This is a genomic window from Streptomyces glaucosporus (assembly GCF_039533345.1).
GTDB lineage: Bacteria > Actinomycetota > Actinomycetes > Streptomycetales > Streptomycetaceae > Streptomyces > Streptomyces glaucosporus.
Genome location: NZ_BAAATJ010000024.1, coordinates 76,299 through 100,319 on the forward strand (window position 1 = coordinate 76,299; position 24,021 = coordinate 100,319).

14 protein-coding genes and 1 pseudogene are annotated in these 24,021 nt (G+C 75.6%); 6 read left to right on the forward strand and 9 right to left on the reverse strand.

The annotated features are described in order from the left end of the window. The first annotated feature begins 28 nt into the window (after positions 1–28). Positions 29–4,723 carry a hypothetical protein gene (locus ABD358_RS22265; RefSeq protein WP_344632882.1) on the forward strand — a complete coding sequence of 1,565 codons (4,695 nt, stop codon included), beginning with the start codon at positions 29–31 and terminating at the stop codon, positions 4,721–4,723. Positions 4,724–4,870: 147 nt separating this feature from the next. On the opposite strand, the gene ABD358_RS22270 is transcribed toward ABD358_RS22265, so the two are convergent. Then, positions 4,871–5,200 (reverse strand): hypothetical protein, encoded by a 330-nt coding sequence (locus ABD358_RS22270; RefSeq protein WP_344632883.1) that lies wholly within the window; start codon positions 5,198–5,200, stop codon positions 4,871–4,873. Positions 5,201–5,468: 268 nt separating this feature from the next. Between ABD358_RS22270 and ABD358_RS22275 the strand changes: the two genes are divergently transcribed. After that, positions 5,469–7,976, forward strand: a complete 2,508-nt coding sequence (locus tag ABD358_RS22275) for a nitrate- and nitrite sensing domain-containing protein (RefSeq protein WP_425576387.1) — start codon at positions 5,469–5,471, stop codon at positions 7,974–7,976. A gap of 124 nt (positions 7,977–8,100) precedes the next feature. Next, positions 8,101–8,460: a DUF742 domain-containing protein gene (locus ABD358_RS22280; protein WP_425576390.1), complete on the forward strand. Its 360-nt coding sequence runs from the start codon at positions 8,101–8,103 to the stop codon at positions 8,458–8,460. A 22-nt stretch (positions 8,461–8,482) separates the two neighbouring features. Here the strand turns inward: ABD358_RS22280 and ABD358_RS22285 are convergent, their stop codons facing one another. Next, positions 8,483–9,445: a Rieske (2Fe-2S) protein gene (locus tag ABD358_RS22285; protein ID WP_344632885.1), complete on the reverse strand. Its 963-nt coding sequence runs from the start codon at positions 9,443–9,445 to the stop codon at positions 8,483–8,485. A 153-nt stretch (positions 9,446–9,598) separates the two neighbouring features. Here ABD358_RS22285 and ABD358_RS22290 point away from each other — a divergent pair, with 153 nt between their 5' ends. Continuing rightward, a complete protein-coding gene (locus tag ABD358_RS22290; RefSeq protein ID WP_344632886.1) occupies positions 9,599–10,246 on the forward strand; it encodes a GTP-binding protein in 648 nt (215 codons plus the stop codon). Positions 10,247–10,416: 170 nt separating this feature from the next. On the opposite strand, the gene glpK is transcribed toward ABD358_RS22290, so the two are convergent. The 5 genes and pseudogenes from glpK to ABD358_RS22315 form a co-directional block, all read right to left on the reverse strand. Continuing rightward, positions 10,417–11,934 carry a glycerol kinase GlpK gene (glpK, locus tag ABD358_RS22295; RefSeq protein WP_344632887.1) on the reverse strand — a complete coding sequence of 506 codons (1,518 nt, stop codon included), beginning with the start codon at positions 11,932–11,934 and terminating at the stop codon, positions 10,417–10,419. 54 nt (positions 11,935–11,988) lie between these two features. Further along, positions 11,989–12,723 (reverse strand): MIP/aquaporin family protein, encoded by a 735-nt coding sequence (locus ABD358_RS22300; RefSeq protein WP_344632888.1) that lies wholly within the window; start codon positions 12,721–12,723, stop codon positions 11,989–11,991. A gap of 341 nt (positions 12,724–13,064) precedes the next feature. Continuing rightward, positions 13,065–14,240 (reverse strand): annotated as a pseudogene (locus ABD358_RS22305) (EAL domain-containing protein); the annotation flags it as partial. Between the two features lie 311 nt (positions 14,241–14,551). Beyond that, on the reverse strand, positions 14,552–15,370 hold the full coding sequence (locus ABD358_RS22310; protein WP_344632889.1) for a M15 family metallopeptidase: 819 nt from the start codon (positions 15,368–15,370) through the stop codon (positions 14,552–14,554). 113 nt (positions 15,371–15,483) lie between these two features. Then, a complete protein-coding gene (locus ABD358_RS22315; protein WP_344632890.1) occupies positions 15,484–17,835 on the reverse strand; it encodes a glycoside hydrolase family 31 protein in 2,352 nt (783 codons plus the stop codon). A 248-nt stretch (positions 17,836–18,083) separates the two neighbouring features. Between ABD358_RS22315 and ABD358_RS22320 the strand changes: the two genes are divergently transcribed. Next, positions 18,084–20,108, forward strand: a complete 2,025-nt coding sequence (locus ABD358_RS22320; RefSeq protein ID WP_344632891.1) for an acetoacetate--CoA ligase — start codon at positions 18,084–18,086, stop codon at positions 20,106–20,108. Positions 20,109–20,181: 73 nt separating this feature from the next. Next, the gene (locus ABD358_RS22325; protein ID WP_344632892.1) at positions 20,182–21,171 is read left to right on the forward strand and encodes a hypothetical protein; all 990 of its coding nucleotides are present in this window, start codon (positions 20,182–20,184) and stop codon (positions 21,169–21,171) included. 67 nt (positions 21,172–21,238) lie between these two features. On the opposite strand, the gene ptsP is transcribed toward ABD358_RS22325, so the two are convergent. Next, on the reverse strand, positions 21,239–22,909 hold the full coding sequence (gene ptsP, locus ABD358_RS22330; protein ID WP_344632893.1) for a phosphoenolpyruvate--protein phosphotransferase: 1,671 nt from the start codon (positions 22,907–22,909) through the stop codon (positions 21,239–21,241). Between the two features lie 99 nt (positions 22,910–23,008). Next, positions 23,009–23,458 (reverse strand): PTS sugar transporter subunit IIA, encoded by a 450-nt coding sequence (locus ABD358_RS22335; protein ID WP_344632894.1) that lies wholly within the window; start codon positions 23,456–23,458, stop codon positions 23,009–23,011. Positions 23,459–24,021: the final 563 nt, after the last annotated feature.

Here is a 24,021-nt window from a genome sequence, read left to right on the forward strand (position 1 = left end):
ACCCACCTCGAACAACGAGAGTCCCGCCATGTACGAGCTGTCCCGGATCCGCCTCTACTCCATCGGGCCCGCCGGTGCGCGCTACGCCGACACCGTGCTGGACCTGCGCGGAGTCGGCGAGCCGGTGCCCAGCCCCGCCCCCGCCCAGGGCGACTTCTTCGAGGAGGAGCCGGCCGGCCCGCCGCGCCGCCCCGCACCCGCGGGCGTGCTCTTCCTGGAGAACGGCGGCGGCAAGTCCGTCCTGCTCAAGCTGATCTTCTCGGTGATGCTGCCCGGCCACCGCAACACCCTCGGCGGCGCCAGCTCCGGCGTGCTGCGCAAGTTCCTGCTGGCCGACGACTGCGGACACGTCGCCCTGGAGTGGCAGCACACCGTCACCGGCGAGACCGTCGTCGTCGGCAAGGTCAGCGAGTGGCGCGGCCGGCAGGTCTCCAACGACCCGAGGAAGTTCGCCGAGGCCTGGTACAGCTTCCGCCCCGGGCCGGGCCTGAGCCTGGACTCCCTGCCGGTCGCCGAGTCGAACGCGATCGGACCCGTCCCCGAGGGCGCCTCCGCCGCCCGCGGCCGGCGCCGCACCATGAAGGGCTTCCGCGACGTCCTGGTCGAGACGGGCAGGGCCTACCCCAACCTCGACGTGGTCTGGGAGGAGGTCCACGAACGCTGGATCGAGCACCTGGGCAACCTCGGCCTGGACCCGGAACTCTTCCGCTACCAGCGGGAGATGAACGCCGACGAGGGCGAGGCCGCCGGCCTGTTCGCGGTCAAGAACGACTCGGACTTCACCGACCTGCTGCTGCGCGCCGTCACCGACACCCGCGACACCGACGGCCTGGCCGACCTGGTGCACGGCTTCGCCCACAAGCTCGGCCGCCGCGCCGAACTCGCCGCCGAACGCGACTTCACCGCCGGCTCCCTGGACCTGCTGAGGCGCATCACCGAGGCCGCCCACCGCCGCGAGACGGCCCGCGCCGTCCACGCCGGGGCCGAGCAGCGCACCCGCACCCTCGCCCGGCGGCTGGCCGCCCGAGGCACCGAGGAGCGCGGCCGGGCCGCCGAACTCGCCGAACGGGCCGACCAGGCGGCGCACGCCGTCACCGCCGCCGAACGGAGCCGCGAGCGCGCCGCGCTGATCGCGGCCGAACTCGCCTACCGCCACGCCTCCCTGGCCCTGGCCGCGGCGGAGAAGAGCGCCGCCGCCCAGCGCCGGGAGCTGAGCGACGCTCGCACCCTCCACGCGGCCTGGCAGGCCACCGAGACGGTACTGGCGCACCGCGCCGCCGCCGACCGCGCCGCCCGCGTCGCCGCGGCCATCCGCGAGGCCGAACGCGACGCCGCCCCCGCCCTGGCCGCCCGCGCCCGGGCCGCCACCGACCTGGTACGGGCCCTGCAGTCCGCCGCGGAGAAGGCCGAGCACCTCGCGGCCGAGGAGGAGGAGCGCTCCGCCGCCCTCCAGGCCGCGGGGGAGGCGGCCCACCGCGACGCCACCGCCGCCGCCACCGAGGCCCAGCGCGCCCGCAGCGAGAGCGACCACCTGCGCCAGCGGCTGGCCGAGGTCGAGCAGGAGACGGCCGAGGCCGTCCGGGCGGGCTGGCTGGACGGATCCTCGCCCGACGCCGACCCGGCCCGCGCCGCCCTGGCCGCCAGCGACGCCGAGAAGGCCGCCGTCGCCGCCTGGGAGACCGCGAAGGAGACCGCGCGCCGCACCGCCGAGCGCGCCCAGGAGACCGCCGCCGCCCCCACCCGCGCCGAGCTCGCCGCGGCCCGCGCGGCCGACGCCGCCGAGGCGGCCGACGCCGCGTACGCCGCCGAGCGCCGAGCCGCCGGGGCCCTGGGCGCCGAGGAGCGCCTGGCCGAACTGCTCGGCCTGCCCGGCCGGGCCGCCGGGGAGGACGCCGGGGCGCCGGGCGCGCTCGGCGCCGACGAGCTGGACCGCAACGCCGAGACCCTCCGCGACCTGCTGGACGAGACCGTCGCCGCGGCCGAACGCCACCTGTTCGACCTGCGCACCGCCGCCGCCGACGACGCCCGCATCCTGGGCGCCCTCGGCGACGGCGGGCTCCTCCCGCCCGGCCCCGACGTCCTGGCCACCGTCGAGTACCTGGGCGAGCACGGCATCCCCGCCCTCCCCGGCTGGCGCTACCTCGCCCAGGCCGTGGACCCGGCCGACCACGCCGCCGTGCTCGCCGCCCGGCCGGAGCTGGTCGACGGCGTCGTCATCACCGACCCGGACAGCCACGCCCGTGCCCGCGAGGTCCTGGCCGACGCCGCCCTGCTGCCCCGCTCCGCCGTGGCCGTCGGCACCGCCGCCGCGCTGCTGGCCCCCGTCCCCCCGTCCGGCGGGGCGGAGGACGGCATCTTCCTGGTGCCGCCCAACCCCGCCATGCACGACGAGCGCGCCGCCGACTCCGAGCGCCGCCACCTGCGGGAACGCGCCGCCGCCCGCGACGAGGAGATCCGCGTCCTGGCCGCGCGGCTGTCCGCCGACCGCTCCCTGGCGGCCAGGCTCGCCTCCTGGCGCACCGGCTGCCCGCCCGGCCGCCTGGCCGAACTGGCCGCGACCGCCCGCGCCGCCGCGGAGGTCGCCGAGACCGCCCGGCGGCAACTGGAGGAGGCGCGGACGGCCGCCGCCGAGGCCGAGGAGACCGCGGCCGAGGCCGCCCGCGTGCGCGACGAGCGGCAGGAGCGCGTCCAGCGGGCCCGCCGTTCCGCCGACGCCCTGGCCGGACTCGCCTTCCGGCTGCGCGAGCGGGCCACCTGGCAGACGCGGCTGCGCGAGCTGGCCGCCGAGGCCGCCGAGGCCGAGGCACGTGCCGCCGCCTGCCTGGAGCGGGCCCGCGCCGCCGACGAGGACCGCCGCGCCGCCCAGCGCGCCGCCGACTACGCCCGCCGCACCGCCCGCGCGCTGCGCGCGGAACGCGCCGAGATCGCGGGCGCGCCCGACGCCCCGGAGGACCTCGGGGCCGGGGACCCGTCCGATGACGGGCCGCCGGCGTCCCTGCCCGCCCTGCGCGAGGCCTACCGGGCGGCCTCCCGGCTCTACGAGAAGGTCGGCGTCGGCGCCGACCTGCGCGCCGAACAGGCCCGCGCCGAGGGCGACGAGAGCGCCGCCCGTGCCGCCCTGGACCGCCTCACCAACAAGGTCCGCACCCGCGCCGCCCAGCTCCTGGAAGGGCCCGACGGCGCCGACGGGCCCTCCCGGCAGGCCGCCGCCGCCCGCGCCGAGGCCCTGGTCCACCTGCTGGAGTCCCGTGCCTCCGCCGCCAGCGAGCAGCTCGGCCGGCTGCGCGGCGAGGCCGAACGCCTGGCGCCCGAGAACGGCGAGGCCCACACCGAGCTCCCCGACGAGATGGTGCCCGGCGACGCCGAACAGGCCCAGGCCCTGCTGCGCAGCGCCAACGCCGAGCTGGCCGACCGCACCGACGCGCTGGAGGCCGCGCGCGACGCCCACGCCGAGCTGGTGCGGGCCCACCGCGCCGCCGAGGACGCCGCCGGTGCCTTCGACGAACTGGCCGCCATGCTCCGCGACCTGCTGCGCGACCCCCACGGTACGAACGGGACGGGCCAGGAGGACGGAGCGGACGGCCCCGAACCGTACGCCGACACCCTGGAGCAGGCCCGGCAGGCCGCCGCCGAGGCCCGCCGCTCCCTGCGCGGCTGCGCCGCCGACCTCACCGCCGCCGAGGGGGCGGTGAGGGAGGCGTGCGACGTGCTGGTGCGGCACGCCAACGCCACCCGCTACGAGCAGGTGCGCACCCCGGCCCGCCAGCAGATCCACGAACTGCCGTCCGCCGCCCTGCCCGACCACGCCGCCGCCTGGGCCGCGGCCTTCGAGCCCCGGCTGCGGGTCCTGACCGACGAGCTGGAGCAGCTCGAGCGCAACCGTGACAGCATCGTCGACCGGTTGCGCGGCCTGGTGGAGTCCTCGCTGGCCACCCTCCGCTCCGCGCAGCGCCTCTCCCGGCTTCCGGAGGGCCTGGGGGAGTGGTCCGGGCAGGAGTTCCTCCGGATCCGCTTCGAGGACCCGGACCAGGCCGTCCTCACCGAGCGGCTGGGCGAGGTGATCGACGAGGCCACCCGGGCGGCCGTCCGCAGGAACTCCGACCTGCGCCGGGACGGCATGACGCTGCTGCTGCGCGGTGTCCACGCCGCCCTCCAGCCGCGCGGGGTCGCCGTGGAGATCCTCAAGCCCGACGCCGTGCTGCGCGCCGAGCGGGTGCCGGTCGGGCAGATGGGGGACGTCTTCTCCGGCGGGCAGCTCCTCACCGCCGCCATCGCCCTGTACTGCACGATGGCCGCCCTGCGCAGCAACGACCGGGGCCGGGACAGGCACCGCCACGCGGGCACGCTCTTCCTCGACAACCCCATCGGCCGGGCCAACGCCACCTACCTGCTGGAACTCCAGCGGGCGGTCGCCGACGCCCTCGGCGTCCAGCTCATCTACACCACGGGCCTGTTCGACACCACCGCGCTCGCGGAGTTCCCGCTGGTGATCCGGCTGCGCAACGACGCCGACCTGAGGGCGGGCCTGAAGTACATCAGCGTCGAGGAGCACCTGCGGCCCGGACTGCCCAGGCGGGACCCCGACGCCGAGCCGGTGCACGGCGAGGTCACGGCCACCCGGATGTTCCGCCGCCCCGAGCCCGCGGAACGGGAGCACGCCGACCGCTCCCGGCAGGCCCGCGCGCAGGAGCCCCGCGCCGCGGTCGGCACGCCGTCCGGCTGACCGGGGCGCGCCCGCGCCGGGGAGGGCGCCCGACCCGGCCCGGGCGCGCCCGCCGTCCACCGCGCACCGCCGCGGCCCGCCGCACCCCTGAGGCGGGCCGCGGCACGGATGCGGCCACCGTCCCCCGTGACGGCCCCGGCCCGGACCTCAGGACGCCTCCCGGACCTCCCGTCCCCCGGTCTCCCCGGGGGACGGCGCACGCCGCCCGCGGCGGAACGGGCCGCGCTCCCGCGCCACGCTGCCGGGGGTGGAGACCACCCCGTTCCGCTGGACCCACATCTGCCGGGTCACCCACACGTCCAGCACCCCCCAGGTGGTGACCACGGTGCTCGCCACCGCCGCCAGCACCATGGGAAGGGCGAGCCACACCATGGCCAGGGAGCACAGCACGGCGATCATCACCAGCACCAGCGTCACCGCCACGAGGACGACCGCGCGCACGGCCGCCGCCCGCACCGGATCGGGAAGTCGCGACATGGTGTCCACGGAATCTCCGACTTCCTCGCACACCCCGTCCTCATCCCGGTCGGACCGGAACTGCTCGAATCCCCCCGGTCCCCAGTCGGCCCTGCTCAGCCCCATGTGATCTCCCCGCACCGCGCCGTGTCCGCGTGTCCGGCGCGCCTTCCGGCGCCCGGTGTATCCCAGCATGGCGTCACAACCGCCCGGAACGGCCGCAGGAAGGGTGTCCGAAGGCCCGTTCGTGTCTGCGGACCGCCCGGTGACGGTAGTAGGCTCGCGCCGTTTGCTGGGGAAACTCGTGCCCCTGTGCGACAGGGTGGACGTGGGGGAGGCCATGCGCTTTCGGGGCAAGTCGATCCGCCGGAAAATGGTGGCGTTACTGCTGGTCCCCCTGGTGGCGCTCACCTCGATCTGGGCGTTCGCCACTGTGATCACCAGCCGCGAGGCGGACCGGCTGCTGAACGCCGCCGCCGTCACGGAGGAACTCGGCGGCCCGCTCCGGGAGACCGTCCGGGCCCTCCAGGAGGAACGCCGCCACGCCCTCGTCTACCTCGCCGATCCGCGCCGTTCCGACTCCCTGACGGCCCTGCACGACGGCCGGCGCGCCACGGACACGGCGGTGGCCGCACTGCGCGCCCGCGCGTCCGGGGAGGAGGTGCGCGGCGACCTGGACGAGGACTCCCGCAGGCGGCTGGACGACCTCCTCGACGGGCTCGACCGGCTGGGGAGGGTGCGGGAGCGGATCGAGGAGAACACCGTCGAACGCCGGGACGCCTACGACGCGTACAACGCCGCCGTCGACCCCTGCCACTCCTTCCTGTCCAGCCTGCGCGGACTGGACGACGTCCGGCTCGACACCGAGGGCCGCGCCCTCACAGGTCTCTCCCGGGCCCGCGAGTACCTCTCCCGCGAGGACGCGCTGATGGCGGCCGCGTTCACCGCCGGACGGATGACCGAGGGCGAACTGCGCGCGTTCTCCGACCGGGTGGCCGAGCGCGAGCTCACCTACCGCATCCACCTGCCGATGCTTCCCGCCGAGGACCGCGAGCGGTACGAGGAGTTCTGGTCCGGCGCCGACGGCCGGGCCCTGCGCGCCGCCGAGGACCGGATCATCGGCGCCGGCGCCCGGGGCGCGGTCGACGTCCTCGGCGCCGACCGCTGGCGGACGGCCGCCGGAGGCGTCCTGGAGGAACTCCAGCGCCTGGACGAGGAGTCGGAGGCCCGCCACCGGCAGCGCGTCGAGCCCGAGGCCGAATCCGTGCTGATGCGCGCGGGGATCGCCGGGATCCTGGGCTTCGCCGCCGTCCTGGTCTCCGTGATCGTCTCCTTCCGAGTCGGCCGCGGCCTGGTCCGCGACCTCGGCGCCCTGCGCAGGGAGGCGAACGAGGCCGCGGGCGTGCGGCTGCCCGCCATCATGCGGCGGCTCGCCGAGGGCGAGCAGGTCGACGTCGAGACCGAGGCGCCGCGCCTGGAGTACGGGCGCGACGAGATGGGACAGGTCGGGCAGGCGCTCAACACCCTCCAGCGGGCCGCCGTCGAGGCCGCCGTCCGGCAGGCGGAGATGCGCCGGGGCGTCTCCGAGGTCTTCGTCAACCTCGCCCGCCGCAGCCAGGTGCTGCTGCACCGCCAGCTCACGCTGCTGGACGCCATGGAGCGGCGCACCGAGGACCCGGAGGAACTGGCCGACCTCTTCCGGCTCGACCACCTCACGACCCGCATGCGGCGCCACGCCGAGGGGCTGGTGATCCTCTCCGGAGCCGCCCCCTCGCGGCAGTGGCGCAGGCCCATCCCGCTGATGGACGTCGTCCGCGCCGCGGTGTCCGAGGTGGAGGACTACGAGCGCATCGAGGTGCGGAGGCTGCCGCCGCTCGCGGTGGAGGGCGCCGCCATCGCCGACCTCACCCACCTCATCGCCGAACTCCTGGAGAACGCCACGGTCTTCTCGCCCCCGCACACCACCGTCCAGGTGGCCGGCGAGCGGGTCCCCAGCGGCTTCGCCCTGGAGATCCACGACCGCGGTCTGGGCATGGCGCCCGAGGCGCTGCTGGAGGCCAACCTCCGGCTCGCCGAGAACCCCGACTTCCGGCTCTCCGACACCGACCGGCTCGGCCTGTTCGTCGTCTCCCGCCTCGGCCGCCGCCAGGGCGTCCGCGTCTCCCTGCAGCCCTCCCCGTACGGCGGCACCACCGCCGTCGTGCTCATTCCGGGCGCTCTGCTCACCGAGGCGCCCCGGGACGGCGGGGACGACGCGGGCATCGGGAGCGCCGGGGGAGCCCGGACCGCGGCGGGGCTGCCGCGCCGCGAGCCGCGCCCCGCGCTCGGGGTGGTGCGGCACGGCCCCGCCGGGCCGGTGGCGCCCGACGGGCCCGCGCCGGCGGTCCGGGGCAGCATCGGCGACCACCTCGGCGCGCAGGACGGGCGCTTCGGCCGCGGACATCCGGCGGACGCCGGCGCCGCGCACGGCGAGGGGACGCCGACCACGGCGAGCGGCCTGCCCCGGCGCGTGCGGCAGGGCGGCCTCGCCGGGGAGCCGGGGCCGGACGCCCCGGACCGCGGCCGGGAACGGGACCGCGGCCAGGGCGGGGAGGACCGGGAGCGGAACGCCGGCGAGGTGCGGAACCGGATGGCCTCGCTCCAGCGCGGCCTGCGGCGCGGCCGGTCGGAGGACACGGGCGCACCGGACGGCGGCCCCGGCCCGGACGGCGCCGCACCGGGAACGATCCACCGGAGAGGAGCGGCCGATGAGCGCACGGCACGGCAGGGGGAGCGGCGGCGCCCGGGGGGCGGGTGAGCCCGGCCGGCGTCCGGGCGGCCCGGGGGAGCGCTCCGGCCCGGCACGCCCGGCGGAGGGCGGCGGGCACGTGACGGACGGATGGTTCGACGACGCGGCCGGGCCGGTGGTGCGGCCGTACGCCATGACGCGCGGCCGTACCCGCGGAGTCGGCGGGGACCGTGTCGATCTGGTGGCGCCGGTGGCCGCGGGCCCGGAGGCGGGCGGCCCGGACCGGCCCGGGCCGCCCGCCGGCACCGGGCCTCCCGGGGGCCTCGCCGCCCTCGGTCCGGAGCACCTCGCCATCGTCGCCCGGTGCCGGAGGGCCCCCCGGCCGGTGGCCGAACTGGCCGCCGGACTGGACCTGCCGGTGGGGGTCGTCCGCGTCCTCGTCGGCGATCTCGTGGCCGCCGGGCTGGTGCGCGTCGCCCGCCCGGTGCCCGCTGCCGAGCCGCCCGACGAGAGCGTCCTGCGCGATGTGATCAACGGGCTGCGGGCCCTGTGAGGAAGCCCCTCCCGGCGCGTCCCTACGCCGTCCGGCCCGCCACGGAGCGGTGCGCCCGGTCCGGCTCGGTGATCAGCCGCGCCTCCACGCGGCCGTCCACGACGCGGGTCTCGAAGACCGGCTGCGGCGAGGTCGCGGGGCCGCGCACGTTCCAGCCGTCGGCCAGCCGGAAGGTGCTGCCGTGCCACGGGCACCGCACGCACCCGTCGACGACCTCCCCCTGCGACAGCGGCCCGGCCATGTGGCTGCACCGGTCGGCCAGCGCGTGCACCGTCCCCCCGGGCTCGCGGACGACGACCAGCGGGGTCTCGCCCAGGTACCGCCGCACCGGCTTGCCCACCGGCAGGTCCGCGATGTCGCCGACGGGGTGCCAGCCGGGCTCGACCACGGCCGGGACGTGTTCGGCGTGGTTGACGGCGGCGGCCTGGCGGTAGGACAGGTGGCCGCCCAGGGCGCCCCCGACGCTCACCGCGGTCAGCCCCGCGAACGCCAGCAGGCGGCCGCGCCCGCGCCGGCCCCGCAGCCGTGCGGACAACGACGCGGTGTACAGACCGACGGCCGTGATGTTCGTCGCCGCGTGCACCAGCCCGACCCGCATGTGCGGTTTGCGGAGTTCGGCCCAGTCCACCCAGCCGGCGAGGGCGGCCGGGGCGGCCGCCGCCAGACCGAGCCCCACGAGGGTGTCGGCGCCGCGGCGCTGTCCGGGCATCAGGTCCAGTACGGCGGCGGACATCCACGAGCCGATGGGGATCTGCACCATCAGCGGGTGCACCGCGTGGCCCAGCCAGCGGCCGTGCAGGACGTCCCGGGCGCCGCCCAGCGGGAGGGCGCGCACGGCCCGCCGCAGTGGTCCGAGCGCGGCGTCCAGGCGGTGGGTGCTCTCCAGCTTCTCCACGGCCGTCAGCACCCGCCCGGGGCGGTCGGGATCCGGCAGCGCCGAACGGACGGCCGAGAGGGCACCACGAATGTTCCGGTAAACAGGCATACCACTGCGTTTCCGGACGGTGGCGGCCGTAAACAGCCCGCCGGGGTGGCGGCCCGGAACGCCACGCGGGCGAAAGGCTTGGCGTCGCGCGTCCGCTGCGGAACGATCGCTTGCCCCGGCGGGCGGCGCCGTGGACGCGGAGGAGGGCAGACGATGGTCCTGGAGGGAACCGGCCGTTGCCGGGAGCGCGACGGGGGACGTCTCCGGGAGGACGCCGGCGGCGCGCCGGCGACGCTCAAGGTGCTGGTGGCGGGCGGCCCCGGGGCGGGCAAGACCACCCTGGTCGGCGCGGTCAGCGAGGTCGGGCCGCTGCGCACCCGGGAGCTGCTGACCGAGGCCGGCCGTCCGTTCGGCGACCCCGGGGGAGCGCCGGAGGAGTGGGGCGCCGGGAGGGCCGCCACCGTCACCATGGACTTCGGCCGGATCACCCTGAGCGGGGCGCTGACGCTCTGCCTCATCGGCGCGCCGGACCGCGACCCCTCCCGGTCCCTGTGGGACGAGCTGGTGGAGGGCGCGCTCGGCGCCGTGGTGCTCGTCGACCCGCGCCGCCCGGGGGACTGCTCCGAGACGGTCGGGCACCTCGAACGGCGCGCCGTCCCCTTCGCCGTGGCCGTCAACCGGTTCGAGGGGGCCGGCCACCACCCGCCGGAGGCGGTGCGCGCCGCGCTGGGCCTGGACGCGGGGGTTCCCGTCCTGCCGTGCGACGCGCGCCGCCGCGACTCCGCGCGCCGGGTGCTGCTCTCGGTCGTGGAGCACGCGATGCGCGCCGACGCCGCCCGGCGCCGCGGCACCGTCGGCTGAGAGCCGCCGCGGCCCCGCTGCCCGCACCCGTCGCCCCGGCCGTGCCGTTCCGCGCCCGTCGGTCGTCCCGGACCGCCGCCCGCCGGGCGGCCCTCCGGACGCGCGGCCCGTCCCGGCACACGCCGGAACGGGCCGGGCACGGGACCGAGCACGGTCCGCGGGGGAGCGGGTCAGTCGCCCTCCTCCCAGCCGAAGCTGCGCTCCACGGCCTTGCGCCAGTTGCGGTGCTCCCGCTCCCGCGTCCCGGCGTCCATCCGCGGGGTCCACTCGGCGTCCTTCTTCCAGTGCGCCCTGAGTTCGTCCAGGTCCGACCAGACCCCCGTGGCCAGCCCGGCGGCGTACGCCGCGCCCAGGCAGGTGGTCTCGGAGACCACCGGCCGGATCACCGGCACGCCGAGCACGTCCGCCTGGTGCTGCATCAGCAGTCCGTTGGCGGTCATGCCGCCGTCCACCTTGAGACTGGTGATCTCCACGCCGGAGTCCTGGCGCATGGCGTCCACGACCTCGCGCGTCTGCCAGCTCGTCGCCTCCAGCACGGCCCGCGCCAGGTGCGCCTTGGTCACGTAGCGGGTCAGACCGGTGATGACGCCCCGGGCGTCGGAGCGCCAGTAGGGGGCGTACAGGCCGGAGAAGGCCGGGACGATGTACGCGCCGCCGTTGTCCTCCACGCTCGCCGCCAGGGATTCGATCTCGGCGGCCTCCCGGATGATCCCGAGCTGGTCCCGGAACCACTGCACCAGGGCGCCGGTGATGGCGATGGAGCCCTCCAGGCAGTAGACGGGACGCTCCCCGCCGAGCTGGTACCCCACCGTGGTGACCAGGCCGCTCTTGGACATCACCGGGCGGTGACCGGTGTTCAGGAGCAGGAACGAGCCGGTGCCGTAGGTGTTCTTGGCCTCGCCGACGCCGTAGCAGGTCTGGCCGAAGACGGCCGCCTGCTGGTCGCCGAGCGCCGAGGCCACCGGCACCCCGGTGGAGGTCCCGACCGCGGTGTCGCCGTACACCTCGGCCGAGGAGCGGATCTCGGGCAGCACCGCCTCGGGGATGCCCATGGCGTCGAGGACGGAGGAGTCCCACTGGAGGGTGTCCAGGTTCATCAGCATGGTCCGGCTGGCGTTGGTGACGTCGGTGACGTGCACGCCGCCGTCGGTGCCTCCGGTGAGGTTCCAGATCAGCCAGGAGTCCATCGTGCCGAAGGCGATCTCGCCCGCCTCGGCGCGCTCGCGCAGCCCCGGCACGTGCTCCAGCAGCCAGGCGGCCTTCGGGCCGGAGAAGTAGCTGGCCAGCGGGAGTCCGGTGCGGTCCCGGAAGCGGTCCTGACCCACGTCGCCGCCCAGTTCGCGGCAGAGGGCGTCGGTGCGGGTGTCCTGCCAGACGATGGCGTTGTGGACCGGCCTGCCGGTGGCCCGGTCCCACAGCACGGTCGTCTCGCGCTGGTTGGTGATGCCCAGGGCGGCCAGGTTCCTGGCGCGCAGCCCCGCCTTGGCGAGCGCGCCCGCGACCACCGCCTGGACCTTGGACCAGATCTCGGTCGCGTCGTGCTCCACCCAGCCGGGCCTGGGGAAGATCTGCTGGTGCTCGCGCTGGTCGACGGCGACGATCGCGCCGTCGTGGTCGAAGATGATGCAGCGACTCGACGTGGTGCCCTGGTCGATCGCGGCGACGTACGTGGGTGCGGTGTCCGTCATGAGGCTCCTTCCGGGCCCTTCTCCTCGGTTCCCGTCGTTCCCGTCGTCCCCCGTTCAGAACGCGAGGTCGTAGATCCATGCCGCGAGGACGCCGCCGATGAGCGGTCCGACCACCGGAACCCAGGAGTACCCCCAGTCGGAGGGGCCCTTGTTGGGGATGGGCAGCAGCGCGTGGACGATGCGGGGACCCAGGTCGCGGGCGGGGTTGATGGCGTAGCCGGTCGGGCCGCCCAGCGACAGGCCGATCCCGACCACCAGCAGCGCCACGACCAGGACCAGGGTGCCGGACTCGCCCAGCCCCTTGGTCAGGCCGAACGCCAGGATCGGCAGCACCAGGGCGACGGTCGCGATGATCTCGGTGACCAGGTTGGCCACCGGACTGCGGATCTCGGGGATGGTCGAGAAGATGCCGAGCGTCGGTGTGGCGGTGTCCTTGTCGCGGTTCGCCGCGAACTGCGCGTAGTAGACGAGCCAGGCGAGTACGGCGCCGAGCATCGCGCCGATGAGCTGGCCGGCGAGGTAGACCGGCACCTTGTCCCAGTTCTCGCCGGTCTGCACGGCGATGCCGAGGGTCACCGCCGGGTTGATGTGCCCTCCGGACAGCGGAGCCGCGGTGTACGCGCCGGCCAGCACGCCGAAGCCCCAGCCGAAGGCGATGACGATCCATCCCGCCGCCTTCGCCTTGGAGTGGTTGAGCGTGATCGCGGCGCAGACGCCCGCGCCGAACAGGATCAGGATCGCCGTTCCGATGATTTCGCCGAGGAAGATGTCGCCGTTGGGAAAGTTCATTGCCGCTCCTCGTGCCCTTCCCCGGGCCGTGGCCCCGGGTGTCCCGTGCAGGGTGCGTTCTGCGGTGCCGGCGGAGCCGGCGGCGGGCGAAGACCCGCGCCCCGCCCGGCGTCCGCGACGAGCGTGCGTGTACAGCGGAATCGCCCCGGGGGACGTACGGCCCTGGGACCACCTGCGGCGATACCGTCTGATAATCGGAAGTGTTCACCCGGGTAACGGGAGCGTCAAGGTAACCCGCAGGGCGGGGTGGCCCGGTCCACCGGGCGCCCCCGGGGGCACGGGCACCGCTCCCACCGGGAAGGTCGGGCGGCGGGCCGGACCGGTCAGGCGGGCCCCGGACGTGGCGTCCGGGTGAGCGGATTCAGCCCGGCGGTGTCCTCCAGCCGGCTGTCGGCCAGCGCCCTGACGACCTCGGACAGCCGCACCACACCCACACAGCGCCCCGCGTCGTCCACGACCGCCACGTCGTCCGCCGTACGGCTGCGGTCGTCGGCCGCCACCACGTCGAGCACGTCCCAGGCGGTGGCCCCCACCCGGACCGTGCGCGGCCGGTCCGCGAGACGGACCGCGGGGCGGTCGGCGTACAGCGCGTGGCCGTACCGGCCCGACATCGCCAGCAGGAAGCGGTCCCGGTCCACCGCGCGCACCGGCACGCCGTCGGGGTCCACCAGCAGCACTCCGCTCACCTCCGGGGAGCCGGTGAGCAGCGCACGCACCTGGGAGGCGGAGGCGGACAGCGGCAGCATCGCCGCGGGGTGCAGGAAGTCGGCGACCGGCGGGCCCCCCGTACCGCCTCCGGACGGCGGGACGGCGGGCGGACAGAGGGGGAGGCGGACCTCGGTGACGGGACGGCGCGCGGGCGGAGCGAACAGGTGCCCCTGGGCCAGGTGCGCCCCGGCCGCCCGCGCCGCCGCGTACTGCAGCTCGGTCTCCACGCCCTCGACCGTCAGCAGCGCACCGATCCCGTCGCAGAACCGCCGCAGCCCGGCGAGCGCCGCGCGGTACGCGGACCGGTGCGGCAGCCCGGCGACCACCGCGGCGTCCACCTTCACCAGATCGGGCGAGAGGTCGGCGAGCAGCAGCATCGGCAGGTCGCCGCCCCCGACCCCGTCCACACAGATCCGGAACCCGTCCTCGCGCAGCGCGCCCACCGCCGGCACCAGCGCGTCGAGGGGCACGCGCCCCGACGGAGCCGGGGACGGGACGAGGTCCAGCGTCACCTCCCAGGGACGGCGTCCCGCGTCCCGCACGACCCGGCGCAGCGACGCGAGGTCCCCCAGGGAGACGAGGGTGGCGGCGAAGACGTTGACGTGCAGGGGCAGCAGCCCCTCCTGGCGGGCGGCCGACCGCACGGCCAGCGCGGCGAGCTCGGCGTCCACCTCCGGATCGCGGCGGGCCTCGGCCAGGACGTCCCCCTCCGCGGCACGCGCCAGGACCTCGATGGCCGTCACGGAGCCGGTCGCGAGGTCGACGACCGGCTGGTAGGCGAAGCGGAGATGGTTCGTCCAGTCGTGCACCACACCAGCATGCGGCCGGCGAAGGCGTGCGAAGGGCGTTCCGAAGGGTTGTTCGCACACTGTTCACGAGCATGTCGGGAGCCGGGGTCTTGGCAAATGCCACTGACACAGGAGCAGGTGAGGAGCCCTCCCCGGACCCCGGAGACGTCGGGGAACGGTCGCGGAAACGTCGCGAACGCGTGACGGCCGGCCGGCTCGGCGAACCCCCTCCCGGGGGGCGGCGTCCACACACGCGAACGGCGGTACGGGACCCACGGGGGTGGCTCCGTACCGCCGTCCGGAGTTCAGCCGTCCGCGTCCCCGCTCCCGCGTCAGCGGCCGGTGAGCGACCCGCGGTGCACGGGGAAGTCGAAATAGGTGTCGGGGAACGGCTCCGAGGCGAGGCTGTAGTGCCACCACTCCGACGGATAGTTGACGAACCCCACCTCCTCCAGCGCCTTCTTCAGCAGCAGCCGGTTGGCCCGCTGCACCCCGGTGACCCTCGGGTCCAGCGTGTGGGACAGGGTGTCGAAGCAGTCGTAACCGGTTCCCATGTCCACCGAGTTGTCGGGGAACCGCTCCTCACGCGGCGCGTGGCACGGCGTCAGCGGCTCGCCCGGCACGTACGGCCGCGTCGGCCACGCGGGCAGCCGCACCAGCGTCAGGTCGACGGTGCTGCCCCGGCTGTGCCCGGACCGCGACGCGATGTACCCGTCCTCGAACAGCCGTGCCTTGTCCACCCGCGGATAGAACTCCTCCTTCATCCGCTGGTCGTCCGGGTCCTCCGCCCACGCCACGAAGTGGTCCACGGCCCGCTGCGGCCGGTAGCAGTCGTACACCTTCAGCGAGTACCCCCGCCACAGCAGCTTCCACTGCGCCCGGCGCAGGGCCTCGGCGGCGTCCCGGGTGAGGACGCACATCGGCCGGCGGTAGCCGTCCACGGGCTCGCCGACGAAGTTGTGGGCGGTGTGGTAGCGGATCTCCTGGATGATCGTCGGGTCCACGTCCGAGAGCGCCACGAACTCGGGCGGGGCCTTCGGTTCCGGCTCCGCCCGCACGGGCGGAGCCGCGGCGAGGAGCGGGACGAGGGCGAGCAGCACCGCGGCGAGCAGCGCCCCGGGGGTCCGTGCGGTCGATGTCCTGATCACCATGGCCTCCCTCTACCAGGCGCCCGGAGCGCAGGGAAGACCGCCCGCGCCCCTCACCATCGCCCCGCGCGTCCCCGCTGCTCCGTCTCCGCGCGTACCTCCGCGCCCACGGTCCCTCACGACCGTATGCCGCGCACCCGCACCGGGTACCCCACCTCCCCGGTCCCCTCCCGCGCCACCACCGCCTCCCGGCCCAGCATCCGCACGGAGAACCGCTCCAGCTCCCCCCGGCCCCAGCCGTCGCCCGCGTCCACGGCGACCACTCCGCCGCCCGTCCGCCCGCGCGGCGGGGCCCACACCTCCAGCTCGGTCCCCCCGTCCGCCCCGGCCACCGGCAGCACCGCCCCCGCCCGCACCAGCACCGGGATCCGCGACAGCGGCGCCTCGACCACCACCTGCCCCGGCCCCTCGTACATCTCGCCGGTGACCGCGTCGTACCACCGTCCGCGCGGCAGCCGCACGGCACGGCGCGCCACCCCCGGCTCCAGCACCGGAGCCACCAGCAGCGCGTCCCCGAGCAGGAACGCGTCCTCGCACTCCCGCAGGGCCCGGTCCTTCGGCGCACCCCACCACAGGGGCCGCACACAGGGGGCTCCGGACCGCTGCGCCAGCCGGGCCAGCGTCGCGAAGTACGGCAGCAGCCGCTCCCGCTCGCGCAGCGCCGCCCGCGCGTGCTCCAGCACCTCGGGCCCGAACTCCCACGGCTCGCGCCGCCCGCCCCCCGGCCCACCGTGGGTGCGGAACAGCGGCAGGTACGCGCTGAGCTGGAACCAGCGCAGGTACAGCTCCGGCGACGGCCGGGGCGCCCCCGGCGCGCCCCCGACGTCCGGGCCGCAGTACGGCACCCCGCACAGCCCCAGGCCGATCACCTGGGCGAGCGAGGCCCGCAACCCCTCCCAGCCGGTCTCCGCCTGGTCCGTCCAGGTGCCGCCGTAGCGCTGCAGACCCGCCCAGCCCGAACGCGACAGCAGGAACGGCCGCTCACGGGGGCGCAGCCCGCGCAGCCCCTCGAAACCCGCGCGCGCCATCGCCAGGGCGTAGACGTTGTGCGCCTCCCGGTGGTCGCCGCCGCGCGACTCCAGGCAGTGCCGGGCCGACCGCGGCAGTGTCGGCTCGCCCAGGAGGGCGAAGGAGACCGGATCGTTCATGTCGTGGCAGAACCCGGCGAAACCCTGCTCCAGCCGCTCGGCGTACAGCCCGCCCCACCACTTGCGGACCCGGGGATCGGTGAAGTCCGGGTACACCGCCTCGCCCGCCCACCCCAGCCCGCGCACCGGCACCCCCCGCGCGTCCCGCACGAAGACGTCCTCGGCCCGCCCGTCCTCGTACACCGCCTCGCCCGCCTCGGCCCGCACCGCCGGCTCGACGACCGACACCAGCCGCACCCCGCTCCCGCGCAGCGCGGAGGCCAGGGAGGGAAGGTCCGGGAACCGCCCCGGATCCACCGTGAAACCCCGTCGCCGCCGGTGGTGACCGACGCCCAGGTGCACGGCGCGCAACGGCAGCCCGCGCTCCGCGTACCCCGCCACGATCCGCCGCACCCCCTCCGCGCCCTCCGCACCCCACAGGGCGTGCTGGTGGCCCAGGGCCCACCGGGGAGGCACCGCAGGAGCCCCCGTCAGCGCCCGCCAGCCCTGCATCACCCGTGGCGGGGAACCGGTCAGCACCCAGTAGCGCAGCGGACCGCCCGACATCCGCACCTCGCACCGGCCAGGCCGGTCATGGCCCGAACCCGCGCCCTCCACGCCCTCGCGCAGCGTCACCAGGCCGTCCCAGGAGTTGTCGTGGAAGACCAGGTGCCCGCCCGCGTCCGCCACCACCCACAGCACCGGCATCGTCAGCGACCGCTCCCCGCGCCCCGCGCCGAAGGGAGCCGGCCCCGCGTTCCACAGGCGGTACGGCCCCCCGCGCAGCCGCGGCCCCGGCGCCCGCCCGCCCAGACCGAAGAACCGCGCGTCCGGCGGCACCTCCGAGCGCTGGACCCAGCGGGCCCCCGCCCCGCCGTCCACCGGCTCCCACCAGCGCGGCGGCAGGTCCCGCCGCAGCACCACCCCGCCCGGGGTGCGCACCTCCACCGCCCCGAGCCGGGTCACGGTCACCAGCACCCGCTCGGACACCACCCGCCAGCCGCCGTCCTTGTCCGGCTCCAGCACCGCCCGGGCATCGGCCTGCGGACACGCCCCGGCCAGCGCGTACGACGGCTCCGGCCCGGCGCCGTCCCAGCCGCAGAACACCATCCCGCCGGCCGTCACCCGCACCCGCAGCGACGACCGCTCGAAGCGCACCACGCCACCGCCCGGCTCCGGCTCGGCGCCCCGCGCCTCCCCCGGCACCCGGGCCCGCTCCCGGACCACCCGCGGCAGCGCCCGGGCGTCCGCGCGCCGGCCCCGCCACGCGGCCCGTGCCGCCCGCAGTCCCTGCGCCGCACCCACCACTCTGACCGACCGCACCAGGCCACGCGCATCCATGCTGCTCAGACTGCCATCACCCGGGTACCGCCAAAGCCCTGTTCAATCTCCGTTCACCCGGTGTCCCCCCGTGGTTGGAGCACGCCGTCCCACCGCGGCACGGGACGGCCGCCCTGGTGCGGAACCCGATCACATGGCATCGTCCTGCACAGCCGCGCGCACACGCACGGCCCCGGCCACGACCCGGGACCGGCCGCGCACGGAGACGACGCACACGACGCGTGAGACAGCAGTCCGGGAGAGCCGCCATGACCGCAGCGCACAGCGCCGCACCGACGACCGCAGACCAGCCGGAACCCCTGTGGCGCCCCGGCCCCGACCGCATCGGGAGCGCCCGGCTCACGCGCTTCCAGGCGTGGGCCGCCGAGCGCTTCGGAGCCCCGGCCGCCGTCCCCGGCGACCCGGCCGCGAGCTACGCCGCGCTGCACCGCTGGTCCGTCGAGGAACTGCCCGCCTTCTGGCAGGCGGTCACCGAGTGGTTCGACGTCCGCTTCGCCACCCCGTACGAGACCGTCCTCGCCGACCGCTCCATGCCCGGCGCCACCTGGTTCCCCGGCGCCACCCTCAACTACGCCGAGCACGCCCTCCGCGCCGCCGAGGACCCGTCCCGCGCGGACACTCCCGCCCTGCTCCACGTCGACGAGACCCACGAGCCGACCCCCGTCACCTGGGCGGAGCTGCGCCGCCAGGTCGGCTCGCTGGCCGCCGAACTGCGCCGCCTGGGAGTCCGCCCCGGCGACCGCGTCAGCGGCTACCTGCCCAACATCCCCCAGGCCGCCGTCGCCCTGCTGGCCACCGCCGCCGTCGGCGGCGTGTGGACCTCCTGCGCCCCCGACTTCGGCGCCCGCAGCGTCCTGGACCGCTTCCAGCAGGTCGAACCCACCGTGCTGTTCACCGTCGACGGCTACCGCTACGGAGGCAAGGAGCACGACCGCACCGGCACCGTCGCCGAACTCCGCCGCGAACTGCCCAGCCTGCGCGCCGTCGTCCACATCCCCCTGCTCGGCGCCCCCGCCCCCGACGGCGCCCTGGAGTGGGACGCCCTCACCGCCGCCGACACCGAGCCGGTCTTCGAGCAGGTCCCCTTCGACCACCCGCTGTGGGTGCTCTACTCCTCCGGCACCACCGGACTGCCCAAGGCCATCGTCCAGTCCCAGGGCGGCATCCTCGTCGAGCACCTCAAGCAGCTCGGCCTCCACTGCGACCTCGGCCCCGGCGACCGCTTCTTCTGGTACACCTCCACCGGCTGGATGATGTGGAACTTCCTCGTCTCCGGCCTGCTGACCGGCACCACCGTCGTCCTCTACGACGGCAGCCCCGGCCACCCCGACACCGCCGCCCAGTGGCGGGTGGCCGAACGCACCGGCGCCACCCTCTACGGCACCTCCGCGGCCTACGTGATGGCCTGCCGCAAGGCCGGCGTCCGCCCCGGCCGCGACTTCGACCTCTCCCGCGTCAGGTGCGTCGCCACCACCGGCTCCCCCCTGCCGCCCGACGGTTTCCGCTGGATCCACGACGAGGTGGCCGAGGACATGTGGATCGCCTCCGTCAGCGGCGGCACCGACGTGTGCAGCTGCTTCGCCGGCGCCGTCCCCACCCTCCCCGTCCACATCGGCGAACTCCAGGCCCCCTGCCTGGGCACCGACCTGCAGTCCTGGGACCCGCACGGCAAACCGCTCGTCGACGAGGTCGGCGAGCTGGTCGTCACCAACCCCATGCCGTCCATGCCGGTCCGCTTCTGGAACGACCCCGGCGGCACCCGCTACCGCGAGAGCTACTTCGAGATGTTCCCCGGCGTGTGGCGGCACGGGGACTGGACCACCCTCACCTCGCGCGGCACGGTGATCATCCACGGCAGGTCCGACTCCACCCTCAACCGGCAGGGCGTCCGCATGGGTTCGGCCGACATCTACGAGGCCGTCGAACGCCTACCCGAGATCCGCGAGTCCCTCGTCATCGGCGTGGAACAGCCCGACGGCGGCTACTGGATGCCGCTGTTCGTCCACCTCGCCGAGGGCGCCGTCCTCGACGACGCCCTGCGCGACCGCATCCGGCGGACCATCCGCGAACACCTCTCGCCGAGGCACGTCCCCGACGAGATCATCGAGGTCAGGGGCGTTCCCCACACGCTCACCGGCAAGCGGCTGGAGGTCCCGGTCAAGCGCCTGCTCCAGGGCGCCGACCTCGACAAGGCGGTCAACCCCGGATCGGTGGACGACGTCGAGCTCCTCCGCTTCTACGAGCGGCTGGCCCGCGAACGCCTCGCCTCCTGACCGCTCCGCAGCCCGTTGTCAGCCCCCTCGGTTACGGTGAGTGACCAAGTGACCGCACAACCGAGGGGGAGACATGGGACGCACCGCGCACACCGGGAACGGCGGAGGCCACGGGCGCCGGCGGCGCACGGCCGAGCCGGGCGGACTCAGGCGGCTGACCGCGCGGCGGATCCTGCGGCGCGAGGTGCCCAGCACGGTCGCCGTCGTCGCCGACCCGGCCGGCTTCGCGGCCATGCGCCGCTACACCACGTTCGTCTTCGACGACCACCGAAGTTACCTGAGGCATACGGAAGGACTGCTGCGCTCGCTCACCGTCCAGGGCGTCCACACCCGCGTCGGCCTCTTCGACCCGGACGACTACGAGCACTTCTGCACACAGGAGCGGATCGACCCCGACAGCCCCGACAGCCGCACGCGCTACGTCGCGGAGATCGCCGCCACGGGAGCCACCGTGCGCTACCGCGGCCAGCCCCTCGACCGGCTGCTGCCCCTGCTCATGGAGGACTGGGAGCAGCAGGACGCCTGGGAACGCGCCACGGACGCGCTCACCGGCCTGGGTCCCTGCGCCGACTGCGGAAAGGACCTCGGCCGGGCGGCACTGGAGGAGGCCACGGAGATCCTGGCCCGGCTGCTCGACTCCGCCGGTCCCGGCACCCACCACCTGGTGTGCAGCGTCAGCGGGGGGACCGGGCCGCTGGTCGCGGTGGCCCACGTCGAACGCGCACCGCACGACACCGCCCGGACGGCCAGGGAAGCCGCCGAGGGGGAGAGGCTCTTCCGCACGGTCCTCGCCGCGGGCATCGCCGCGGGGCGTCCCGGAGGGGTGGTGATGCGCACCGCCTGGGACGGGCGGGAGGAGGTCCGCGGCTGGCGCCTGCACGACGGCGGCCTCCGCCCCCTCACCGAGGCCGAGGTCTTCTCCGCCTACTGCACGGACGCCCGGACGGGGGAGCCGGTACCGCCCGAACCGGGCCTCGCCTACCGCGCGGGCTTCCCGCTGCCCCACCCCGGGACGCACGGGCAGGGCGGGGAGGAGCGGGACGGGGGAGCCGGTGAGTCCTGACCCCGCACGCCGGTGCCGGGCGCTCCGCCTCGGGCGGAGCGCCCGGCACCGGGCCGGCCCTCTCCGGTCACTCCCCGGACAGCACCGACCGCGCGGCCTCCCGGGCCTCCTCGCCGCTCTCCGAGGCCCGCGCCGCGGCCGCCGCCCGCTCGCACTGCGCCATGGTGCGCCTGGCCAGCGCCGCGCGTACGTAGGGAATGGCCGTGGGCCCCATGGACAGGCTCGTGACGCCCAGCCCGGTCAGGACGCAGGCCAGCAGCGGGTCGGACGCGGCCTCACCGCAGACACCGCAGCCCTTGCCCTCGGCCCCGGCCGCCTCGGCGGCCATCGCGATCAGGTCGAGCAGCGCGGGCTGCCACGGATCCTGGTAGCGCGAGAGGACGCCGACCTGCCGGTCGGCGGCGAAGGTGTACTGAGCCAGGTCGTTGGTGCCCAGCGACAGGAACTCCACCTCCTGGAGGATGGAGCGGGCACGCAGGGCCGCGGAGGGCACCTCCACCATCGCGCCGAACTTGGCCTGCAGACCGGCCTCCCGGCATGCGTCGGCGAACGCCCTGGCATCGGTCCGGTCGGCGACCATCGGCGCCATGACCTCCAGGTACACCGGAAGCCCCTTGGCCGCCCGGGCGAGCGCGGCCAGCTGCGTCCGCAGCACCTCGGGGTGGCCGAGCAGCGTCCGCAGCCCGCGGACGCCCAGCGCCGGGTTGGGCTCCTCGGCCGGGGTGAGGAAGTCCAGGGGCTTGTCCGCGCCCGCGTCCAGCACCCGCACCACGACGCGTCCCTCGGGGAAGGCCTCCAGCACCTGCCGGTAGACCTCGGCCTGCTTCTTCTCCGACGGGGCCTTCCGGCTGTCGTCGAGGAACAGGAACTCCGTGCGGAACAGGCCCACGCCCTCGGCGCCCGCCTCCAGCGCGGCCGCCACGTCGGCGGGACCGCCGATGTTCGCGAGCAGCGGCACCTTGTGCCCGTCGGAGGTCGCGCCCGGACCGGTGGCGGCGGTGAGCGCTGCCTTCCGCTCCTCGGCGATCCGCGCCAGCTCCTCCTGCTGCTCCGGGTCCGGGTCCACCACGACCTCCCCCGTGCTGCCGTCCACCGCGACGACGGTGCCCTCGGCCAGTTCGACGGCACCCTGCAGCGCCACCACCGCCGGCACGCCCAGGGCCCGGGCCAGGATGGCGCTGTGGCTGGTCGGCCCGCCCTCCTCGGTCACGAAGCCCAGCACGAGCGAGGTGTCGAGCAGCGCGGTGTCGGCGGGAGCGAGGTCGCGTGCGACCAGCACGTACGGCGTGTCGCTGTTCGGCACGCCCGGCATCGGCACCCCGAGCAGCCGGGCGACGATGCGGTTCCGCACGTCGTCCAGGTCCGCGACCCGTCCGGCCAGGTACTCACCCGCCCCGGCGAGCAGCGCGCGGTAGGAGGCGAAGGCGTCGTAGACCGCGCGTTCCGCGGTACTGCCCACGGCGATGCGCCGCTCTACATCGGCCATCAGTTCCGGATCCCGGGCCATCATGGCCTGGGCCTCCAGCACGGCCTGGGCTTCACCGCCCGCCAGATTGCCCCGTGCCACCAGATCGGCGGCCACGGCGTCCACGGCCCGGTGCGCCCTGTCCCGTTCGCGCGGCGCCCTGTCCGGGGGGATCCGGTCGGGCGGCGGTTCCAGTTCCGCGGTGCTCATGTGCCGGACTTCGCCGATCGCCACCCCGTGGCTCACCCCGACGCCTCGAAGCGTTGTCTCCATTTCACCGGTCCCCGGTCGATTCGGTCTCTTGGGAGGGTGGGCATCCGTCACGTGCCCACCGCGTGCGGGCGCTCCGCGGCCGGTGCGGAGGCGGAGCGATCACCGCCAGGTGAACAGCGTGCCTCCGGAGGGCACGTCGGCGTCGACCACCACGTCGGCCAGCGCGTCGCGGGTGGCTTCCAGAGCGACAACCGGGCACACCGGCGACTTTCCCACGGCCTCCACCTCGACCGGATTCCAGCGGACGATCGGATCACCGCGGCGCACGGTGTCGCCCTTGGCGGCCAGCAGCTCGAACCCCTGCCCGTTCAGCTGCACCGTGTCGATACCGAGGTGCGTCAGCACACCGTGCCCCTCGTCGTCCACCACGACGAAGGCGTGCGGATGAAGGGAGACGACGATGCCGTCGACGGGGGAGACGGCGGTGGAAGGCCCGCGAACGGGATCGACGGCGGTCCCGGGGCCCACCATTTCGCCGGAGAACACCGGGTCGGGCACAGCCGCGAGGCCGATGGCACGTCCGGCGAGCGGGGACGTCACGGTGGTCATGGGGAGCCTCCCGTAAGGGCGGTGGTCGAGCGGTCTGTCATTGTTTGTTGCGGTAAGTCTGTTGATCGGAAGAGTAGGGCACGGAAGCCAACCGCCTGCGGAGCGCGCGCGGGGAGTGCTTCGTACAGACGCGCAGCACCGTGGAGAGGCGGCGGTACAGCGACGGTACGGCCATGCCGTTCGGACGGTTGATCCTGCGGCCGCCCGAGGGCGTCCATACCCACGGTCCATACCCACGCGGGGGAAACCGAACGGGTCTCCGTGGCGACCGGGAGGGACGGAGCAGCGGGCTCCGCCCCTGCCGGCGACGAGTGGCGACGGGATCGAAGTCGCGTGTTGACGAGGGGGACACCGATCCGTATAGTCGATCGGGTTGTCAGGGGCCGGAACGGTTTCCTGGCGGCCCTTCTGCCACGTCCGGTGGCGACCACTCACACAGCGTGAACCCCCTTTTCCGGGGGTGAAGTGCGGCCTGCCGCATTTCTTTTCCGGACCGGCCCGATTAGGCGCCGGACAGGAAATCCGCTACGGTGGGGAAAGCGCCGGAAACGGCGCGGCAGAAA